Here is a 19540-nt window from a genome sequence, read left to right as displayed (position 1 = left end):
AAATTTATGCAAAAAGCCAATCAAATCGCCGCTGAAGTCCTAGAGATAGAAGCAAATGAGCTTTTAAGACATGCTAAAAGCGTAGAGTTAGAAGATGCTGTAAATTTGATATTTAATGCAAAGGGCAAAGTCATAGTAACAGGTGTGGGCAAGAGCGGTCACGTGGGCGCAAAGATCGCTGCTACGCTTGCAAGCACTGGCACGCCAAGCTTTTTCTTACATCCGACAGAGGCCATGCATGGCGACCTTGGTATGATAGAAAAAGACGACATCTTGTTAGCCATTAGTTTTAGTGGTGAGAGCGATGAGCTTATCAAAATTTTGCCTCATGTAAAGCGCTTTGGCGTAAAAATCGTCGCCATGGCAAGAAGCAAGACAAGCTCACTTGGTAAATTTAGCGACGCTTTTATAGATATAAATGTAGAGAAAGAGGCGTGCCCACTAAATGCCGCCCCAACAGCATCAACCACACTAACGTTAGCTCTTGGCGATGCGTTAGCTGTTTGCTTGATGCAAAAGCGTGGCTTTAAAAAAGAGGACTTTGCAAATTTTCATCCAGGTGGTAGCCTTGGCAAGAGGCTATTTTTGAAGGTCAAAGATGTGATGAGAAGCGAAAATTTGCCGATAGTCCGCTGGAATGCAAGCCTAAAAAGCGCCATCGATACTATGACACATGGCAAGCTTGGCACTGTTCTCATCGTCGATAAAGATGGCGTGCTAGACGCTCTTTTAAGTGACGGCGATCTTAGGCGCGCGCTTATGAGAGAGGACTTTGACCTAGAAGAACCAGCGATGAAATTTGCAACCATGCATCCAAAAGAGATAAATGACAAAGAGATGTTAGCCGTAGATGCGTTAGCTTTAATAGAAAAGTATAAAATTCAGCTTCTAGCTGTCGTAGAAAATGGCGTGCCTGTGGGCGTTTTACACATCCATGACCTTGCAAATTTAGGACTATAAAATGGAAAAAACAAGACTAAATAAATTTATCTCACACAACACAAACTACTCACGCCGTGAGGCAGATGAGCTGATAAAAGCTGGCAAGGTTAGCATAGCAGGGCGTGTGGTTAGCGACCTTGCCACAAGCGTGGATGAAGATGACAAAGTGCGTATAAATGGCCGTTTGATAAAGCTAAAAAAGGAATTTACTGTTATCGTTTATCACAAACAAAAGGGCGAGCTAGTTAGCAAAAAAGATGACCGCGGACGAAAGACGATCTATGACACGTTAGATAAGAAATTTACAAAATTTGTTAGCGTGGGACGCTTAGACTACGCAAGCGAAGGGCTACTTTTGCTAACTGACGCTCCAGCGATCGCCACAGCGCTCATGAATAGCGACTTAGAGCGCGAATACTACCTAAAAGTAAAAGGCGAGGTGACAAAAGAGGTGATAGAAGCTATGACAAATGGCTTTTTCGCCAAGGACGCCACCAAAGGCGCGCACGCAAAAACCACTATAAAATCAATGGAATTTAAGCCATTTCTAGCCTATAAAGTCTTTGGCTCAAGCGGTGGCTACACAAAACTAAAAGTCATCATCAACGAGGGTCAAAACAGGGAGCTACGCCGATTTTTTGGCTACTTTGACCTTGAAGTGATGGATCTAAAACGTGTTAGCTTTGGGCGTATTAGCCTTGATATGCTAAAGCCTGGCAAATGGCGCTACTTCGAAAATAGCGAATACGAGGATCTAAGAGACTTTTTGAAAGTTAATAACGTTAGATACTAACATTAGGCTTGTTTCTATAACAAAGAGACAAGCCAGACCACAATAACTACGAATTTGCAAAATGGAGAAAAAATGAAAAAGGCTGTTCTTTTATCTGTGATATTGTTAACCACTGGCTTTTGCGAAGATCTTTTTGAGCTTGGGGTTGAAGCTTATAATAAAGGCGAGTTTGATAAAGCTGCCAAGCAATGGCAAAGAGGTTGTAATGATGGAAATATTGATAGTTGTACTAATTTAGGAACTTTATATGAAAACGGTCAAGGTGTGGCGCAGGACTATAATAAAGCAGCCGCCTTGTATAAACACGCTTGTGATAGTAAAGATGCTACTGGTTGCTATAATCTAGGTGGTTTTTATGAAAGAGGACAAGGAGTAGAGCAAGACTATACCAAAGCTGTCAAACTATACAAAAAAGCTTGTGATGGCAATGTTGCCCAAGCCTACCATAATTTGGGAGTTTTATATATAAACGGTCATGGCGTAGAGAAAGACTACTATAAAGCAGCTCAATTATGGCAAAAAGCTTGTAGTGACAAATATAGTACTAGCTGTTACAATTTAGGGATTTTATACAATATTGGTCAAGGCGTAAAACAAGACTATTATAAAGCAGCCGATCTATACAAACAAGCTTGTGATGATGGAGTTAGTAATAGCTGTTCTAGTTTAGGAATTTTATATGAAAACGGTCAAGGCGTAAAACAAAACTACAGTAAATCAGCAGAATTGTATGAAAAAGCTTGCAATAATGGATACAATCGCGGTTGTTTTAATTTAGGAGCTTTTTATCTAAAAGGAAAAGGTGCAAAACAAGACTATCACATAGCAAAAGAATATTTTGGTAAGGCTTGCAAATTAGGGTTTCAATCAGGATGCGATTTTTACAAAAAATTAAACGAATAGCGCCTTGATACTAAAAACAATCTAGTAAGCTCTAACAAATTTAGAGCTTCTCTAAATTTATATCTTATTTTCTGAAAGTAGGATGTTTATATATGGATTTAGCAGTGTTTCACCGCGTGCTGCATAGAGCAAGACCTCTTTAAAGTAGTTGTCGTTTATGCCGTAAGTGTGAAACTCATACGCCCCTATGCCATATCCCATCGGCGTGATATCGACCCTCGAGTACCAGGCATTTTGCGCTGGGATGTAGCGGTTTGTATCTCTTGAATAGACATATAACTTGATCTTATCTTTGCTCTTTTGTGCCATATACCAGATGAAAGAATTTGTGACGTCGTTAAAAAAGTAGATGTCGCCATTTGGCATTATCGCCTGAGCTGTGTCGTTGTTATCAACGATGAGCGTTCTGCTCTCATAACATATAAATTTATTTGGCGTTAGCTGCTCTATGGGCTCAGATTTGCCGTTATTTAGGACTAAAATTTTATCATCGCTTATGTCGGCATTGTAGGCGAGCACAGCTAAGACTAGAGCTAACAAACAAAGAGAAAAAATTTGCTTTATCAAAATAAAAATCCTCTTAACAAATAGTATTTGAGCACGTAAAGCGAGCAGATCAGCACGCAAACACTCAGCCAGATCGATGAAAATTTAAGCTTATGCGAGTAGTTTGTCTTTGTGATGATCTCCACAAGATATGGCATAAGGCCGTAAAAAACGCCCAAAAACAAACTGCCCCAGATGAGGTAGCCAACGTAAAAATAGTCGCTTCTTAACATGCAGTATGGGCACTTGTGATTTGGCTGCTCGTAAACGTAAAGGCCAAAAAAGTAGGTGATAGCGTAGTAGCTAAGCACTAAAAATAGCAAATTTGCCACAAAACTTGCCATGCTTTGCTTTAAGAAATTTAGCATCAAAATGACAAAAAATAGCACAAAAAAGGCGCTCACTAAGCCAAAATTTGTATAGCCAAATGGCAGCTTTGGAGCCTGAAAAGTGACCGAGCAGCAAAAGACTGGCACTTTTAGCGGGATGTTATAAAAAAACGAAATTTCTATGCCAAGCTCGACTAATATCATCACAAAAAGGCAGATGAAAATGGCATATTTTTTCTTTAGATATGGGAAATTTAGAGCCTGCACGTCGAGTCTATTTATAACCAGCCAGATACCAAGCCCAAATATCAGCAAAATTTTAGTGAGCATCAAGATGCCGCCAAATTTATTTGAGCCGATCACGCCAGCTGAGCACATAGCCCCTGGCACGATGTCAGAGAGTTCGTTTAGACAAAGTGCGAAAAATATAAACAAAACGATCTTTGCGCAGACGCTAAAGAGCAAGATCGTATTTACAAGGTAGTTTTGCTTTTCAAGCGAGTATTGAAGTGATGTTAGCGCGTTATAGTCCCACGACTTCACGATCCTAACGACGTAAAATAGCGAAATACTCATCAAAACTAACAGCACAAACTCCGCTAACAAAAAAGCGATAACGGCGTTTGATAAAAATACGCTCATACTATCTCTCCGTTTTGCAAGCTAACAACCCTATCTGTAGCGCCCAGCTCGTCAAAAATGCTATCGTGAGTGGAGACTATGACGCTTTTTTTAAGCGCTTTAAATGACTCAAGTAGGCCTAAAAATGCACGCGCATTTTGCCTATCTAAATTTGCCGTTGGCTCATCAGCCAAAATGATATCAGCGTCCATCGACAAAGCCCTAGCCACCGCACATCTTTGGCGCTCGCCACCGCTTAAATTTGATACATTTTCATCTCTTTTGTGAGAAATGTTGGCGAGGTTTAGAGCCTTTTTTATCATCTCTTCACGCACATTTGCCTTGAAATTTGTTAGAGCAAACGGAGCTAACAAATTTTCATAAACGCTTAAGCCCTCGATGAGGTTAAAATTTTGAAAGATAAGCCCAAGCCTTTTGTGTCTAAACTCAGAGCAAAATGCGTCAGGCAGTTTTGCGATGTTAGTGCCGTCTATCAAAATCTCCCCGCTAGTTGGCTTTTGAAGTAGAGCTATGAGCGAGAGCAGAGTGCTTTTACCACTTCCGCTAACGCCTTTTAGTATCACTAACTCGCCGTTATTAACGTCTAAATTTATATTTTTTAGAGCGCAAAACTCGTTTTGTTTGCCTTGGTTATAGACTAGGCTAACGCCTCTTATATTTATCATTTTAGCCCCTCATTTATGTCACTACACGCCACACGCCACGACGGGATAAGCACAAATGCCAAAAATGGTATGACGCCAAAGACAAAGATCAAAAAAAGCTTATCAAACTCCAAAATAGGCGTAAAATTTGTAAAATTTAAAAGCTCATCGCCTAAAAATATCCCCTTTAAAAATGGAGCATTAAAAACAAATACAAAGATATAAGCTAACATAACGCCAAGCAAAAAGGCGCTAACGCTAACGATGAAATTTTGTATAAATTTTAAAAAAATGATCTCTTTTATACTAAAGCCGATGCTTCGTAAAATGGCTATCTCACGCTTTTTACTGCCATAAGCAAGTGAAATTTGGTTTTTAAGCAGCACGAAAAAAATGAGCATAACGCTAACATAAATACTCATAAAAATTCCACCCTTATAGTAGTAAAGATGTCTAATGTTTGCCACCTCGTCTTCTATGCTAATAGCAAATGAGTTTGGATATAAATTCTCTATCTTTAATGCCACTTGGCTGATCTCTTCGCTATTTGGCACATCAACATAGAGCTTTGTGTATTCTTCATCTTTTAAATTTAAGATAGCCCTTAGCGTTTTTGGATGCAAAAATATGGCGTTATTTGCGATAAGAGCGCTTTGTTTTGGCATGGTTTTTACTATCTTTACTGGTATCATGCGCTCTTCAGTTAAGAAGTTAAAGCTCTCATCGTAGTAAAGCTCGTTCATAGCAGCTTTTACGCCCTCGCCAACGATCATCTCATCTTCTTTCAAGCTATCATCCTCATATAGATGAAACCAAACGCGCTTTTGCACGAAGTAGTACTCCCCGTCAGCCACGCCTCTAACATCAGCCACGCCATCGATCTTTGAGATGTCGTAGATGTAGCCAGGGTGCATGAGATCGTTTTTACCAGCACGAAACGCGCTAACAACGATGCTTGATCTATCTTTTACTAAGCTTATAAGATCATGCTGGATAGAGCCAGAGATGAAAAGCACCGAGCTTAGTACAAAGATAATGAGCGCAAAGAGGCAAAAGCTAAAGAGATGATCCTTTTTGTCTTTAAAGAGCAAGATCACGGCATAGTTTATGAAATTTCTACTTATCATAGACAAAGCCCTTTTGCTCTTTTAGACTAAAGCTAGAAGCTAAATTTGCCCTTGTTATCTTTGAAATTTCTCTTAGCTCATCTTGCTTTGCTTTGTGGTCAAAGCTAAGGTAGTGCGCCGCTAAAAGCGTGTAAGAGAGTCCAAAAAATAATGCCAAAAATGCTAGAAATTTCACTTTACTTACCGATAAATGTCTTTATCTCGTCAAATTTTATGACACCTTTGCCAGCGTGATCTTTCATAAAGCTATTTGCCTTTGCTTCGTCTTTAAAAGGGATAAACTCCTCGCCCATCGGTCCAAAAACGTTTGAGCCATGAACGTAAAACGCCTCTTTTGCATCAAGCTTTTCAAGCGTGTAATAATCACTCACATAAGCTTCTTTCGCTACCTCATCAGCAAAGTAAAAGTGCGCCATATCTTTTACGCCATCAAAGTAATAATCCTTGCCACCAGTCTTGATAAGCGTCGCCCACTGCTTGTTTTTTATAGGCATGCCACACACCGCACATCTTGCGTCCTTTGGCAGCTCGATGCGCTCTTTTGCCCCTTTATAGGCGTTTATATTTGCCTCACTAGTCAAATTTCCAGCCCACAAGGCAAAAACCGCACTAAGCAACAAAGCTATAAATTTCATCTTATCTCCTTTAATCTCTCTTTTTCTAACTCGCCCTTTTCATAGAGCTTTTTTAACATCTCATCATCAAATTCTATCTCGTAGTAGCCCTTGACAAACTCACTAAATTTGACAAAATCATCAAATGCATATCCAAGCAGCCAGCGTCCGCCGTTATTGCCACCGACTAAATTTTGATGCTCCGTCCCGTCATACCAGATAAAAAAGGTCGTTTGCTCTATCTCATCTGGCAAGAAGTAAGAGCGAAATTTAGCAGCCTCGCCACTATAAATTTGCTCTATCACGCTTTTATCAGAGCCAGCACTTAACGAATTTAGCTCATTTTCATGATCAAACCCTCTAACCAGCACCGCCTCACGCGTAAATATCACATCTAGCAGATCACCCTGCCCGTTATCTACCACGTATCTTAGGCTATTTTCATCCTCTTTTTTAGAAATGAGCCTTAGATACTCTTCCCCTGGCTCCAAAAAGGCACTATCAAGTAGATAAAGTGCCTCAAGGCTTGCCTCTTTATTGCCCCAGTTTTTAAAACTCATCAATGCTTTCCTAAAATTTCTAAATTCTCGCACGCCTCTTTTAGGCCATTTTTACAGCTTTTAGTAAAAATTTCACGTGCTTTTTCCACATCTTCTTTCACGCCTTTGCCCTCAGCTAGCATGATAGCGTAGTTGTTGCAGCCCTTTTCATAGGCGTATATGCACGCTTGCTCGTAAAGTTTTGTCGCTTTTGTTAAATTTTGATCGACGCCCTGGGCATAGACATATAAAAAGCCAAGGTTGTCACATCCTATGCCAGCTTCGTTTGCGCAGGCCATTTCGTAGTATGTTTTGGCTTTTGCGTAGTCTTTCTCGACGCCTTCGCCCTGAGCGTATAGGTAGCCAAGGTTGCTACATCCCATGCCGTCACCTGCCTTGCAAGCCTTTTCATAGAGCTCTTTTGCCTTTTTTAGATCTTTTTCTACGCCAGTGCCGTTTGCATAGAGCAAGCCAAGCTCAGTGCAGCCCTCGTTGTCGCTACATGCTTTTTCATAAAATTTAACTGCTTTTGCTAGGTCTTTTTCTACGCCTTTGCCATTTTCATAGACGTAGCCAAGGTTGCTGCAAGCCATAGAGAAATTTTGATCGCAAGCCTTTTCATAAAGCATAGCTGCCTTTGCCTCGTCCTTTTTGACGTTACCGTCGCCCCTGCTGTAAAGCACAGCTAGGTTGTAGCAGCCTGATGCCTTTTTCTCTTTGTCACAAGCATCTTCATAAATTTGCGCTAGTTTGTTGTGATCATCTTTTGCACTTAAAGCCTCTTTGATGTAGCCAGCATTTAAAACGCACAAACTAGCAGCCAGTAAAATCAAACTCTTCATCATCATATCTCCTAAACTACTTTTATGTCTCTGCCGCGGTAGGCTAGGGCGATCAGCAAGGCAAGAGCTGCTAAGATCAAGTATATTAGCCCTGAAACGCCAAATCCTTCACCATTTGCGTATGAGTGAAGCCCGCTAAGGTAGAAATTTACTCCAAAATATGTAAAAAGCACCGAAGCAAATGATAGCACGCTAGCTGTTAAAAAGGCGAAAACGCCCCTAAGCTTTGGTATAAACCTTAAGTGAAGCACTATGGCATAGACGATGATCGTGATATATGACCAGCTCTCTTTGCTGTCCCAGCCCCAGTATCTGCCCCAGCTCTCGTTCGCCCAGACGCCGCCTAAGAAATTTCCGATAGTTAGCAAGCTAAGTCCTATGATGAGGCTTAGCTCGTCGGTGGCGGCGAGGTATCTTATCTGCTCGCTAAGTTTTTGCTCATTTTTGTCATTTTTTAGAGCCATTAAGATAAGTCCCACAATCCCTAGCACAAAGCCAAAGCCCAAAAAGCCGTAGCTTGCCGTGATAACGCTTACGTGCACGCTAAGCCAAAATGACTTTAAAACAGGGACTAAATTTGTTATCTGAGGGTTTATAAAATTTAGATGAGCAACCAACAAGCTAACACTTGCAAAGAGTGAAGCAGCGCCAAGTGCGAAGCTTTGATGCTTGAAAAATAGCACTCCAGCTAGCACGCTTATAAGCGAGATATAGACCAAACTCTCATAAGCATCGCTCCAAGGTGCGTGACCTGAGATGTAAGCGCGTAGGGCTAAATTTAGAGCATGCACTATAAACGCAGTAAAAAACGCAAGGCTAATCGCTCTTTCAAATCTAAATTTCCTCCCAAAAAATAGCCTATAAAAGCCAAGAGCGAGCGAAGCAAGAGCTAGGATCATGTAAAAATAGATAAGAAATTTAAATATCTCCATTTGGTTGTAAAGCACTTCAAGGCCAACTTTTGCCTCGCTTGGCGCAAGAGAGCCTAGAGTGCTTCTTTGATAGCCTGAAATTTGCTCCAAACTCTTATCAGCCTCTTTGCACTCGCCACTTTTTACGCAAAGGCTTAAATTTTCTATGTAAGCTCCTAAAACGCTTTTAAACTCGTTTGAAATTTCATCTTTGCTAAAGGCTTCATTTACAGACAGCCACGTGATCTTATCGCCGCTTTTAGCTGGGATAAATTTTAAAATTTCTCCCTTTAGCGCAAGGTATAAGACATTTAGCCTCTCGTCAAATTTAATGACGTCGTTATCAAATTTATCTCTTTTTGAGGCGGATTTTTCATTTGCAGCCTCTACAAATTTAGCCAGTTTATACTCGCCATTTTCGTTAAAAACGTCCTTAAAACTAGCAAATTTCTCACTAACTCCAAGAAGCTCACCCACACGCTCGCTTGTGATCTTTACTATCCTTTTATCCATCCACTCTTGTGGCGAGATGGCAAAAGAGAGCATGAGCTCATCGCTACTAAGCCCAAAGAGCGTCGTTTTGGTTGAAATTTTGCTTATTACCGCCCTTGTGTAAGAGCTAGCTGGGGCGATCCTGCTATCAGTTTGAACTAAAATTTTGGCAAATTTATCTGCATGAGCTTTAAAATTTATGACTTCATCGCTTGCGAAATTTGGCGTGGCATTTAGTAAAAGCAGGGCTAAAAATGCAAGCTGCGTGCCTTTTATAAAGTTACAAAGTCTAAAAAATCGGCTCTTTTTGCTAAATAAATTTCCCACAAAGCCAAGGCAAAGCAGAAAATATCCGATGTAAGTTGGCACTTTGCCAGGATCAAAGCTGATCTCAAAGGCGCTTCCAAGCTCGTCAGCGTCGTATGATGATTGAAAAATTTTATAGCCCATGATGCTTAGTGGGTGATTTAGTGAAATTTCATGTTCGGCACCTGCGATGCTTACTTTGCTCGTGTAAGATGATGGGCTATTTAGCCCTGCGTAGCGCTCTAGGATAAATTTATCAAGCCTTAGTGAAAATGGTAAATTTATCGCTCTTGAGCTAAAGTAAAATTTCGCCTCTTGCCCATCAAAGCTTAAAACGCTTGGCTCAAGATCATATCCAGCGCCACCTTTTAGCTTGGCGCTTTTACTCTTTTCATTAGCAAAGCCAGCCTCTATGCTAAGTGTGGCTGGAGCGTTTTTCTCATCCTTTTTGTAGCCAGTTATCTTTATCTCGAATTCTTTGCCATTTATATTTTTTTTGAAGCGAAAGTCGTTTTTGCCAAGCAGACTAAGTTTTAGTGGATATTCAAAACTTTCATTTGAAATTTGCACTCTCAAATAGGGCTTTGTGCTTTGCATATAGTTGCCGCTCTCGCCCACTCTAAGATGCAATACACCCTCTTCGCCAAAGTATCTTGTAAGCGCAGCACCGATGAAGATCAGAATAAAAGCAAGATGTATCAAAAATGCGCCAAATTTCTTATACATCTTGGTTTTTAGGGTGCTAATAGCTAGGCAAATAACGCAAGCTGCCATGACGCACTCGTACCAGAGCGCTTCATAAACAAGCACTCTAGCCGTCTGTGTGTCATAAAAATTTTCCAAAAAGGTCGCCACCCCTGCACCAAAAGCAAGGATAAATAATAATATTAAAGACAAGCGATAAATGTTTAAAATTTTCATCACCTGCCCTTAAGCCTTAAATGCTATAAGTCTGTCCTGCATAAAGTATAAAAACCCTAAGCAATAAAACGCCAACGACTGCTGCAAATGAGCCAAGGTAGAAGCTAAATTTCATCTTGCCAAGTGCGAAATTTAAAACAAGAGGCAAGACAAAGCCAACTAAAACAACCCCAAGCCAAAAGAATTTAGCCCAAACGCCACTATAAAATGCAACTGCCGCGCCTTGCTGATAGCTTGAGCCAAGCAAAAGTGAGACAAAAAGCATTAAAATGAGTAAAATTTCAGCACATAAGACGTAAAACTCCACGCCATGAAGCGAGCCAAGGTCGCTTGAGTGTGGATCTTCTTTGAAAAATAGTGCCGCTATCAAGCTGCTGCCACTTATGCCAGCACTTAGTCCTGAAGCTATGAAAAGCGCTGGTAAAACAGCGGTGTTTAAAAGAGGAAATCTAATGAGCACCGAGATCAAAAAGCCTGTATATGCGCAAATGATAACCGCAAAAAGCAAGCAAAGCGCACTTAAGAGCGGATAAAGTGGCGATAAAATTTTCATTATGCCATCAAAGATGCCACAAAAAGATTTTAGCTCCGTGCTAAACGCATACAAACACATCAAAAAGCTAAGCGGTATAAAGACACAAAGTCCAGCAACACCGATAGACATAACTGACGTGAAGTTGTAATTAATCAAAATTTTCCAAAACAAAAGTGGCTTTTCAAGGTCAGCTATCAAGCAAACCATACCAAGCATGATACTAACAAAGGCTAGAAGCGAAGCAGCCTTGAAAAATGGGCTAAAGCTCTCTTGTCTTTTGTAGCGCTTTAGAACTATGGCAGCTATTAGCGCTCCGCCACTCATACCAGCTAGCAGAAGATAAACAGCGATCGGCCAGCCCCACTCAACTGCGTGCGAAAATGTCGCAGTGAAATTTAATGCACCATCCATCTTACACCCCCGCTTTTACTTTAGGAATATATCTAAGGCTTGGTTTTGTGCCAAGTTCTGCTCTTAGCCTTATGCTATCTTTGACAGCTAAAAGCTTGCTAATGTGCGAGCTCTCATCGTTTAAATCGCCAAATACCAAAGCCTCATATCTGCACGCCTCAACGCAGGCTGGATCTTTTTTATCCTTTAAATTTGTATCTATGCAGAAGTTACAGCTTTGGGCTGAGTGAGTAACTTTATCGATATATCTCACGTCGTAAGGACAGGCTACGATGCAGTATTTACAGGCGATGCAGTCATCTATGTTTGTAGTTTGGATGCCAGTTTTTATGTCCTTGTGACAGGCTTTTGTTGGGCAAACAGCGACACAAGGCGCATCCTCACACTGCTGACAAGACACTCTTACATATCTTTTATCAAGCAAATTTTTTGGATCAGTCTTATCCTCTACAAAAAGTCTCATCTGTCCTTTTGGGACTAAATTTACTTTTCTACATGCCACTTCACAGTCCGTGCAGCCAACGCATTTGTTTTGGTCAAATATCATGCCAAAATGTGGTTTTTTCGCACTCTCTTCAATCTTAAAAGCAAAACCACTACTTGCCACGCTAGCACCAGCAGCCACAACTGCCATGCGTTTAAAGAAGGCTCTTCTGCTATTTTGATTTTGCATTTTTAACTCCATTTATGCCTTAATGAGGCTTTTTAATGCCCTCATTTTGCTCTTTTTCATGAATTTTTCTTGCCGCCTCAGCTAGTTCACTAGGCTTTAAGACCTTAATAAGCTCTATCTCAAAAACGATAGTCTCGCCTCCAGGTATCCCCTCCATGCCGCTATCGCCGTATGCAAGCTCAGGCGGGATAACAAATTTAAACTTCTCGCCCTCTTTCATAAGCATGAGACCCTCTTCAAGTCCAGGGATCAAATTTAGCATCGAAAGATGAGCTGGAGCCTCTTTTGTCTCGTCAAAGACCTTGCCATCGACAAAGCTTGCTTTATAATTTACTATGATGATGCTCTCAGGCTTTGGTGTAGCCCCTTTTGAGCTACTTTTTATGATCTCATATTGTAAATTTGATTTTGTTGTTTTTACATTTTTGTTTTTTGCATTTTTTTCCATATAGGCTTTGCCTTGGGCTAAATTCTCTTTTAGCTTGGCTGCCTCTTTTTCTTTTACTATCTTATCTAAGCTTTCAGCCCTTTTGTTTAGTAGCTTTACTATCTCATCATCACTTAGTTTTAGCTCGCTCTTTAGCGCATCGCTAAAGCCTTTTATCACTGCATCAGCGTCATAGCCAACACCTAGTTGCTTTTGATCTAGCAGTCCTTTTAAAACATATCCACCACTTGTTGCGCCTATGGCATAAGAGTCGTTTGTATCGACATTTGCTAAGAGGCTAGCCACGCTTAGGCTAAGAAGTAGCGAACATTTTAAAAACCCATTTTTCATTTCAAACCCTTAAGATTAAAGGGGCTAAAACTAGCCCCTAAATGCTATAAATTTTTGTTTAGAATTCTCTGAGCTTCTTTTATATACTCTTTAGATGCATCTAGTCTTTGTTTAGTAAATTTAAATCCGTGCATACCCCACGAACCATCTTTTTCGACCATATCGATGATCTCTTGAGCGTTTTGGACAAGCTCATAAACTCTTGCTTTATCACTTGGATCTAGCTTTTTAGTCTCTAGTAGTGAGTAAATTCCCTCGATGCCTATTTTGACCTCTGAGAATTCATTTTTAACTGGAGTTTGCCATCCCATAACCTCATCATAAACTTGTTTTTGGTTTTTAAAATGAAGTGTTGGTTTTAGCTCAGATAGCACTGGGCTATGGCAGCCTTTGTTATCTTTCATGTCTTTATCAGCCCAAGATGTTCTAGCGCATGCCCACATCAAATCAACATAGTTGTGGCCATTTTTATCTCTCTCAAAGTGCCAATCTTTAGCATCTCTTGGACCTTTAGCAGCGTCGCCTGGGACAAGAGATTTCTCTTTTGGATCGACCATGATCTTCCAGATGTGAGAGCGTCTTTGAGTATCAAAGCCAGCGTTGTCTTGGAACTGAACAGCGTAGAAATTCTCGCAGCTCATCATAAATGGCATGTGGCAAGATGCACAAGTGTTGTTTTTGTGTGTATCTGCTTTTGATGCGATATATGCTTGAGTCTCGTGACAATCTTTACAATCTTTTTTGATCTTTGGTTTAGTGTAGAACGCACTTAGATAGCCTTGATCTGGGTTGTAGTTCATGCCAGTTACGCTCTTATCGCCTACAACTGGACCTGTGTTGTCGTGTGGATCGTGGCAAGTGACGCATCTCATACCTTTATCGTAGTGAGCGGTAAAGTATGATTGAGAGCCTTCTGAGCCGCATCCTGGTCCCATTGATTTAAATTTAGAGCTAAGTGAGAGATCAAGCTTGCCGTTGTTAAGCGGATTAGCTCGCATTAGATCTGGGCTAAAGTTAAATCTTTGGTGACAGCGTTCGCAGTTTGATGTTCTAAAATTTGTAGCTCCATCAAGGTGACCGCCAGCTCCGTGGCACTCCTCACAGCTTACGCCTTTTGAGATAGTGTGTTTTTGAAGCTCTTTGGCATTACCAAGTGCTGCGTAAAATTCTGCTTTTGACTTAAAGTCAAATTTAACTGGGTGGCAAACCTCACAATATGATGAGTTTGCTTGGAAAAACATCGACTTTTTATGTTTTGCGGCGTATGAGGCAAGACCTCTAACATATCCGCCATTATCGCCATACTCTTCAAGAGTGCCAGGAAATTCTGGGACAAGCTCTTTTATCTTTTTAACAGTTGCGTCGTCTAAATTTAACGCCCATGTTCTTTGCCATTGGTTACCGCCAGCTACGATCTGACCTGTGCCATCTCTTAGCAAACCACCCTCAACGTAGTAAGTACCACGAAGTAGCCATGCATCGACGTAGCCCATCTTAGTTCTTAAGTGACCAACGGTTGCGTAGATGACATCTGGAGTGATACCTTTTGGTAGGATAGAAGCGGTATCTTTGTCAAATACTGGCTCAGTTAGGTTGTTATTAACCTCTGGGTGCTCGCCAGGGAAGCGCATAGTAGTTGCGTGGCGAGATCTGCTCCAGACCTCATACTGAGCTGGGTGACACTCACCGCACTTTTCTGGTCCTACAAATTTATTAGGAAATTGAAGTGATGAGGTGGCTGGAATTCTATACATCATAGAACTATAGCCCTTACCACCATCTCTTTTACTAAGCTTTGACATATCAAAGCCATGTCCCTCGGCAAGCCACTCTAAGCCACGGTCGTGAACGACCATTTTGCCGACGGTTTTGCCACCATACTTTGTAAAAATAGGGTGGTTTTTAAATAGCCAGTTATACATCTCTTGCTCTTCTACGACGTAGTCTTGCAAGGAGACAACACCTCTACTTTGCAGTGTGCCTTTAGGATTTGCGATAACATCACGTGCTTTATCGGACATCTGCATATTATGCTCTTCGCAACAGGCTTGTGAAGCAAAGATACTAACACCCATGAGTAAGCCTGCTAAGGCTTTGTGTAAGTTTCTCACGTCTCCTCCTTTGAATTTTTATCCTAAAATCAAAATGATTTCATACTGATAATCTTAACACCAAAAAAGGGTAGAAAAGGGGGAAAATTAACAAATTATAAATTTTCGAAACTAATTGTAAATGCAACGTGGTTTTCATCCACATTTTTAGCAAAGATTAGGGCGTTATTTTTGCGAGCGATAAGCCGGCTCATATATAGCCCAAGCCCGCTACCGCTCTCTTTTGTGCTAAAGTGTGGCTCAAAGATGACCTTTAAAAATGAATTTTTTATCGCTCCTGCGTTATTTTGCACGCATAAATTCTTTCTGCCATCTTTTAAAAAGGCGCTTATCTTTATCACTCTTGGCTTTGTGTAGCTTTGCTTAAATGCGTCTTTTGCGTTGTTTATGATATTTATTAAAATTTGGATTATCTCATTAAAATTTGCAAATACCTCAAAATTTTCTCTCACGTCAAGCTGCACTTCGATCTGATACTTTTTAAGCGTTGCGTTTAAAATTTTTATCGTTTGATTTATCACTTCAAGCACCTTAAATTCTTTTCTCAAGGTATTTGGACTAAAGAAATTTTTAAAGTCATCAACGGTTTCTGACATGAAATTTATCTGCTTGCTTGTCTCTTCTATAAACTCATAAATTTTCGCCTCATCAAGCTTTTTTCTCTCTTGATAGAGTTCTAAATTTATTAAAGCTGAGCTTATCTGAGCAAGCGGCTGCTTCCACTGGTGCGAGATATTACCTATCATCTCGCCCATCGAGGCTAGGCGGCTTTGATGAATCATTAGCTGCTCAGTCTGCTTTTTGCTCTCCTCACCTCGCCTGTGCATCTTATAAACAAGTAGCAAAAATAGCCCAAAGATAAGCGTTATAGCGCTCATTATGACGATGACTTCTCGCAAGTGGTAGGTAAAAATAGCGCGGATTGGTATCTTAAACGAGATCATCGCGACCGTTTCGTTCACGTCTGGGATCTCTATGCCCTCCATGCCATATTTTTCTAGCATTTGTTGTGGGGCGTTTGCACTGCTATGACAGGCTAGACAGCTTGGACTTTGGTTTTTTATAGGCAGACCCACAAAGAGCTGTGATCCATTTTCATCTTTTATTATCTTTACAAATTCTTGAAATTTATTCTCTTTAAAGCCGTGCAAGACGCCAGCTTCAAATTCATTTGGCTCGTGGGCTTTGTTTAGCGGAGCGATGGCAACTAGCTTGTAGTCAAATTCAAGGTTGTATTTTTTCTTTTGGATGTTGTAAATTTCACGGCTTATATATGAAGATGACAGAAGTCTCTCGTCAAAAAAGTCCTCTTTTAAGATGCCCTGCTCTTTTAACTGCTCGATTAGTGGGCGCTGAACTCCAGCGATGTACTCTCTTACTGAATTTATGCCCTCTAAAACATAATACGCCTCTTTTTTGGCGTCCTTCATCGCAAGATCGTTGTAGAAATTTAAAACAAGCGCCGAAACTAGCAGATAGACAAAGATAAAAGCACCGACAATTAGCTGAAATTTATATCTCACAAAGATAGCCCACGCCGTATAAATTTTTGATCACATCTTTGCCAAGCTTTCTTCTAAGCTCTTTTACGATCGTCTTTATCGCCTCTTTTGTCGGCTGCTCGTAGTCCCAGATGTAGTCAAAAATTTGCTCATAAGTGATAGTTTGGTTTTTGTTGTTTAAAAAGTACTCCAAAAGCTTGCTCTCGCTCTTACTTAGATGAGAAATTTCGCCATTTACATAAAGCGCTTTTTTGCCAAAATCATACTCAAGCTCGTCATTTAGCCTGATAGTCGGAGTGCGCCCCACAAGCTCCATAGCGACATCCTCAAGCGCTTTTATGAAAGACTTTTTATCATATGGTTTTGCGAGATATCTTGTGATCTTTAGCTCAACTGCTCGCCACAGATACTCTTGCTCGACGTGGCTTGATAAGATCACGATAGGGATTTTTTGATTGATAGCTCTTACTTTTTTAGCGATCTCAAGACCATCGATATTTGGCACGCTGATATCAAGTACTAGCACATCATACGCCCCGCTCATAGCAAGCTCAAGCGCATCAAAGCCGTCTGTGACGCCTTTAACCTCTGCGAAAAAGAGCTCCAGCGAGGCGCAGATATTTCGCAAAATCGCCTCTTCATCCTCTAAGCAAAGAACCTTTTTGTTTGATAAAACATCTAAAATATCATACTCTTGCATACGTCATCTCATCTCTTAAGCCAAAATGCCGACTTAAATAACACAAAATAAAAACTATTTCATAAATTTACATCATGATCGTAAGCTTAAAGTAAAAAATAGGCTCGCTACTTAAGCGATAAATTTAAAAGAGAAAGTTAAATTTAGCCAAAGATTTGGCTAAATTTCCTAACTAGCCTTTAGTTGCCTCTGCTTCCAGGCTTAATAGCCTTGCTGCCGCTCTTACAAAGCGGACAGCGCTCTGGCTCATAAATTTCAAATTCAAAATTCCCCAAAGCAAAAAATGGCTTGTCACTTGGCAGTTTTGCATTTACTTTAGCTTCATTGCCTAAATTTGCAACCTTACAAAAGCCGCGGTTTGCAAGTGCTGCAAAACCAACCACCTCGCCACCAAGGCTCTCTATCACGTGGGCTGCCTCAAGTGCCGAGCCACCAGTTGTGATGATATCTTCGCAAACTATAAATTTCTCACCTTTTTTCACTTCAAAACCGCGCCTTAGGCTCATCACCCTATCAACGCGCTCTGTAAATATAAAGCGCTTTTTCGCCGCGCGAGCTAGCTCGTATCCAGCTAAAATTCCACCAAGTGCTGGCGAGCAAACGCTATCAAATTTAATGTCAAATTTCTCTATCACAGCGGCAAGCTCATCTGCTAGCTTTCCCGCCAAAGCTGGGTCTTCAAGCACCTTCGCACTTTGTAGATAAAACTGCGAGTGGTTGCCGCTACTTAGCAAAAAGTGTCCCTCCAAATACGCCCCAGCATCCTTATAAATTTTCTCTAAATCCATCGCTTTTTCCTTTTAAAATTTGCCAAAAATCTTAACACATACCCACTTAAGCCACTCTTTTTAAAATTTAATAAGCCCCGCCCTTGTATAATTCTTGCACTCATACAAAAAGGACACTCATGCTTCTATTTAACCCTGTTGTTTTTAGCATTTTGGTGATGACGGTGCTATGTTTGCTGCGTTTTAACATCCTGCTTTCTATCCTCGTTTCTGCGCTTGTTGCTGGGGTTATGTATAAGCATGGTTTTAGCGGATTTGAAAGTGGTTTGGCAAGCGGTTTTGAGAGCTTTTTTACAGCTCTAAAAGAGACCACGCAAAGCCTCATAAGCGGCATGCAAGGCAACCTTGAAACCTCGCTTAGCTACATCTTGCTAGGTGCTCTTGCTGCTGCCATAGCAAATACAAATTTAACAGCTATCTTGATAAATGCAATGAGTAAATTTCTTAGCTCAAATAAGGTCATTTTTACACTAACCATCGCATTTATCGCTTGTTTGTCTCAAAACTTGATCCCAGTTCATATAGCCTTCATACCTATCTTGATCCCGCCACTTCTTGCCCTTATGAACAAAATGGGCATAGATAGACGCGCGGTGGCTTGTGCTCTTACATTTGGACTGCAAGCGCCTTATGTGAGCATTAGCGTTGGCTTTGGTCTGCTTTTTCACAATATCCTTAAAAAAGAGCTAGCCAACAACGGCATAAACACAACCATCTCAGACATCTCATCAGTCATGTGGATAGGTGGGGCTTCGATGTTTGTGGGGCTCATCTTAGCTATACTTTTTTATAGTAAAAAAAGGATTTATAAAACTTCTAAATTTGAAAAAGCCGAGCTTGATGAGATCGAGCGCGCAAAAAGCCTTGAGATGACTAAAAAAGAGTGGGCGGTCTTAGCTGGTGCAGTTGTCGCCTTTGTCGTGCAAATTTATACTTCGCTCTTGCCACTTGGCGCACTACTTGGGCTTTTGGTCATGGTCGTTTTTGGAGGCATCGAATACAAAAAAGTAGATAAGATCATGGATAATGGCCTTGCTATGATGGGCTTTATCGCATTTATCATGCTTGTTGCTGCAGGATATGGCACCATTTTAAGAGAGAGTGGCGGTATAGACGAGCTTGTGAAATACGCTAGCTTGGTCTCTGGCGGCAAGATAGGTGGAGCATTTTTGATGCTACTTATAGGACTTCTCGTCACTATGGGCATAGGCACTAGCTTTGGCACTATCCCTATCTTAGCCTCTATCTATGTGCCACTTTGCCTTAGCCTTGGCTTTGGTGTGCCAGCTATCATCTTGCTAGTTGGTATAGCAGCGGCTCTAGGCGACGCTGGAAGCCCAGCAAGCGACAGCACACTTGGGCCAACGAGCGGTCTAAATGCTGATGGTGAGCACAACCACATATATGATACTTGCGTGCCTACGTTTATATTTTTTAACATCCCACTAATCATCGGTGGCGTCGTAGGTGCGTTGATACTTGGATAAATTA

Annotated in this window: 20 protein-coding genes; 4 read left to right on the top strand and 16 right to left on the bottom strand. The window is 40.9% G+C overall.

Annotated elements, in window-relative coordinates; all coding sequences use genetic code 11:
- Positions 1-6: 6 nt before the first annotated feature.
- The 3 genes from G6W41_RS06985 to G6W41_RS06975 all read left to right on the top strand — a co-directional run bounded on the left by G6W41_RS06985 (position 7) and on the right by G6W41_RS06975 (position 2638).
- Positions 7-960 carry a KpsF/GutQ family sugar-phosphate isomerase gene (locus G6W41_RS06985; protein ID WP_194171032.1) on the top strand — a complete coding sequence of 318 codons (954 nt, stop codon included), beginning with the start codon at positions 7-9 and terminating at the stop codon, positions 958-960.
- A gap of 1 nt (position 961) precedes the next feature.
- Positions 962-1735, top strand: a complete 774-nt coding sequence (locus G6W41_RS06980; RefSeq protein ID WP_194171031.1) for a pseudouridine synthase — start codon at positions 962-964, stop codon at positions 1733-1735.
- A gap of 72 nt (positions 1736-1807) precedes the next feature.
- On the top strand, positions 1808-2638 hold the full coding sequence (locus tag G6W41_RS06975; RefSeq protein ID WP_194171030.1) for a tetratricopeptide repeat protein: 831 nt from the start codon (positions 1808-1810) through the stop codon (positions 2636-2638).
- Between the two features lie 57 nt (positions 2639-2695).
- On the opposite strand, the gene G6W41_RS06970 is transcribed toward G6W41_RS06975, so the two are convergent.
- The 16 genes from G6W41_RS06970 to pyrE all read right to left on the bottom strand — a co-directional run bounded on the left by G6W41_RS06970 (position 2696) and on the right by pyrE (position 18049).
- On the bottom strand, positions 2696-3205 hold the full coding sequence (locus tag G6W41_RS06970) for a hypothetical protein (protein ID WP_194171029.1): 510 nt from the start codon (positions 3203-3205) through the stop codon (positions 2696-2698).
- Positions 3202-4155 (bottom strand): hypothetical protein, encoded by a 954-nt coding sequence (locus G6W41_RS06965; RefSeq protein ID WP_194171028.1) that lies wholly within the window; start codon positions 4153-4155, stop codon positions 3202-3204. The genes G6W41_RS06970 and G6W41_RS06965 overlap by 4 nt, the downstream gene beginning before the upstream one ends.
- Positions 4152-4820: an ABC transporter ATP-binding protein gene (locus G6W41_RS06960; RefSeq protein ID WP_194171027.1), complete on the bottom strand. Its 669-nt coding sequence runs from the start codon at positions 4818-4820 to the stop codon at positions 4152-4154. Before G6W41_RS06960 ends, G6W41_RS06965 begins: the two co-directional genes overlap by 4 nt.
- Positions 4817-5926: an ABC transporter permease gene (locus tag G6W41_RS06955; protein ID WP_194171026.1), complete on the bottom strand. Its 1110-nt coding sequence runs from the start codon at positions 5924-5926 to the stop codon at positions 4817-4819. The genes G6W41_RS06960 and G6W41_RS06955 overlap by 4 nt, the downstream gene beginning before the upstream one ends.
- Positions 5916-6101, bottom strand: a complete 186-nt coding sequence (locus G6W41_RS06950; protein WP_021084005.1) for a hypothetical protein — start codon at positions 6099-6101, stop codon at positions 5916-5918. The genes G6W41_RS06955 and G6W41_RS06950 overlap by 11 nt, the downstream gene beginning before the upstream one ends.
- 1 nt (position 6102) lies before the next feature.
- On the bottom strand, positions 6103-6561 hold the full coding sequence (locus G6W41_RS06945) for a nitrous oxide reductase accessory protein NosL (RefSeq protein ID WP_103585475.1): 459 nt from the start codon (positions 6559-6561) through the stop codon (positions 6103-6105).
- Positions 6558-7100, bottom strand: a complete 543-nt coding sequence (locus tag G6W41_RS06940) for a hypothetical protein (protein WP_194171025.1) — start codon at positions 7098-7100, stop codon at positions 6558-6560. Before G6W41_RS06940 ends, G6W41_RS06945 begins: the two co-directional genes overlap by 4 nt.
- Positions 7100-7921 (bottom strand): SEL1-like repeat protein, encoded by an 822-nt coding sequence (locus G6W41_RS06935; RefSeq protein WP_194171039.1) that lies wholly within the window; start codon positions 7919-7921, stop codon positions 7100-7102. Before G6W41_RS06935 ends, G6W41_RS06940 begins: the two co-directional genes overlap by 1 nt.
- A gap of 11 nt (positions 7922-7932) precedes the next feature.
- Entirely contained in the window at positions 7933-10551 is a 2619-nt protein-coding gene (ccsA, locus tag G6W41_RS06930) for a cytochrome c biogenesis protein (protein WP_194171024.1), read from the bottom strand.
- A 16-nt stretch (positions 10552-10567) separates the two neighbouring features.
- The gene (gene nrfD / locus G6W41_RS06925) at positions 10568-11497 is read right to left on the bottom strand and encodes an NrfD/PsrC family molybdoenzyme membrane anchor subunit (protein ID WP_194171023.1); all 930 of its coding nucleotides are present in this window, start codon (positions 11495-11497) and stop codon (positions 10568-10570) included.
- 1 nt (position 11498) lies between these two features.
- Positions 11499-12170 carry a 4Fe-4S dicluster domain-containing protein gene (locus G6W41_RS06920; RefSeq protein WP_194171022.1) on the bottom strand — a complete coding sequence of 224 codons (672 nt, stop codon included), beginning with the start codon at positions 12168-12170 and terminating at the stop codon, positions 11499-11501.
- A 19-nt stretch (positions 12171-12189) separates the two neighbouring features.
- Positions 12190-12948, bottom strand: a complete 759-nt coding sequence (locus tag G6W41_RS06915; RefSeq protein WP_194171021.1) for an FKBP-type peptidyl-prolyl cis-trans isomerase — start codon at positions 12946-12948, stop codon at positions 12190-12192.
- A 44-nt stretch (positions 12949-12992) separates the two neighbouring features.
- The gene (locus tag G6W41_RS06910) at positions 12993-15059 is read right to left on the bottom strand and encodes a multiheme c-type cytochrome (RefSeq protein WP_021092629.1); all 2067 of its coding nucleotides are present in this window, start codon (positions 15057-15059) and stop codon (positions 12993-12995) included.
- A 95-nt stretch (positions 15060-15154) separates the two neighbouring features.
- A complete protein-coding gene (locus tag G6W41_RS06905; RefSeq protein WP_194171020.1) occupies positions 15155-16582 on the bottom strand; it encodes a c-type heme family protein in 1428 nt (475 codons plus the stop codon).
- Entirely contained in the window at positions 16572-17261 is a 690-nt protein-coding gene (locus tag G6W41_RS06900; protein ID WP_194171019.1) for a response regulator transcription factor, read from the bottom strand. The genes G6W41_RS06905 and G6W41_RS06900 overlap by 11 nt, the downstream gene beginning before the upstream one ends.
- A gap of 179 nt (positions 17262-17440) precedes the next feature.
- Complete coding sequence (gene pyrE / locus G6W41_RS06895; RefSeq protein WP_194171018.1) at positions 17441-18049, bottom strand: orotate phosphoribosyltransferase; 609 nt, start codon at positions 18047-18049, stop codon at positions 17441-17443.
- A gap of 119 nt (positions 18050-18168) precedes the next feature.
- On the opposite strand from pyrE, the gene G6W41_RS06890 reads away from it, so the two are divergent.
- Entirely contained in the window at positions 18169-19536 is a 1368-nt protein-coding gene (locus G6W41_RS06890) for a Na+/H+ antiporter NhaC family protein (RefSeq protein ID WP_148815531.1), read from the top strand.
- The last annotated feature ends 4 nt before the right edge of the window (positions 19537-19540 follow it).

Source organism: Campylobacter concisus, from assembly GCF_015230035.1.
GTDB classification, from domain to species: Bacteria; Campylobacterota; Campylobacteria; order Campylobacterales; family Campylobacteraceae; genus Campylobacter_A; species Campylobacter_A concisus_BK.
Note: the sequence above shows the minus strand (reverse complement) of the source record. Positions and strands in the feature narration are given on the sequence as shown.

Bases quoted from the DNA above. Each gene is read 5' to 3' on its own strand.
- G6W41_RS06985 (WP_194171032.1), top strand. From the start codon at position 7: ATGCAAAAAGCCAATCAAATCGCCGCTGAAGTCCTAGAGATAGAAGCA.
- G6W41_RS06980 (WP_194171031.1), top strand. From the start codon at position 962: ATGGAAAAAACAAGACTAAATAAATTTATCTCACACAACACAAACTAC.
- G6W41_RS06975 (WP_194171030.1), top strand. From the start codon at position 1,808: ATGAAAAAGGCTGTTCTTTTATCTGTGATATTGTTAACCACTGGCTTT.
- G6W41_RS06965 (WP_194171028.1), bottom strand. From the start codon at position 4,155: ATGAGCGTATTTTTATCAAACGCCGTTATCGCTTTTTTGTTAGCGGAG.
- G6W41_RS06960 (WP_194171027.1), bottom strand. From the start codon at position 4,820: ATGATAAATATAAGAGGCGTTAGCCTAGTCTATAACCAAGGCAAACAA.
- G6W41_RS06955 (WP_194171026.1), bottom strand. From the start codon at position 5,926: ATGATAAGTAGAAATTTCATAAACTATGCCGTGATCTTGCTCTTTAAA.
- G6W41_RS06945 (WP_103585475.1), bottom strand. From the start codon at position 6,561: ATGAAATTTATAGCTTTGTTGCTTAGTGCGGTTTTTGCCTTGTGGGCT.
- G6W41_RS06940 (WP_194171025.1), bottom strand. From the start codon at position 7,100: ATGAGTTTTAAAAACTGGGGCAATAAAGAGGCAAGCCTTGAGGCACTT.
- G6W41_RS06935 (WP_194171039.1), bottom strand. From the start codon at position 7,921: ATGAAGAGTTTGATTTTACTGGCTGCTAGTTTGTGCGTTTTAAATGCT.
- ccsA (WP_194171024.1), bottom strand. From the start codon at position 10,551: ATGAAAATTTTAAACATTTATCGCTTGTCTTTAATATTATTATTTATC.
- nrfD (WP_194171023.1), bottom strand. From the start codon at position 11,497: ATGGATGGTGCATTAAATTTCACTGCGACATTTTCGCACGCAGTTGAG.
- G6W41_RS06920 (WP_194171022.1), bottom strand. From the start codon at position 12,170: ATGCAAAATCAAAATAGCAGAAGAGCCTTCTTTAAACGCATGGCAGTT.
- G6W41_RS06915 (WP_194171021.1), bottom strand. From the start codon at position 12,948: ATGAAAAATGGGTTTTTAAAATGTTCGCTACTTCTTAGCCTAAGCGTG.
- G6W41_RS06900 (WP_194171019.1), bottom strand. From the start codon at position 17,261: ATGCAAGAGTATGATATTTTAGATGTTTTATCAAACAAAAAGGTTCTT.
- pyrE (WP_194171018.1), bottom strand. From the start codon at position 18,049: ATGGATTTAGAGAAAATTTATAAGGATGCTGGGGCGTATTTGGAGGGA.
- G6W41_RS06890 (WP_148815531.1), top strand. From the start codon at position 18,169: ATGCTTCTATTTAACCCTGTTGTTTTTAGCATTTTGGTGATGACGGTG.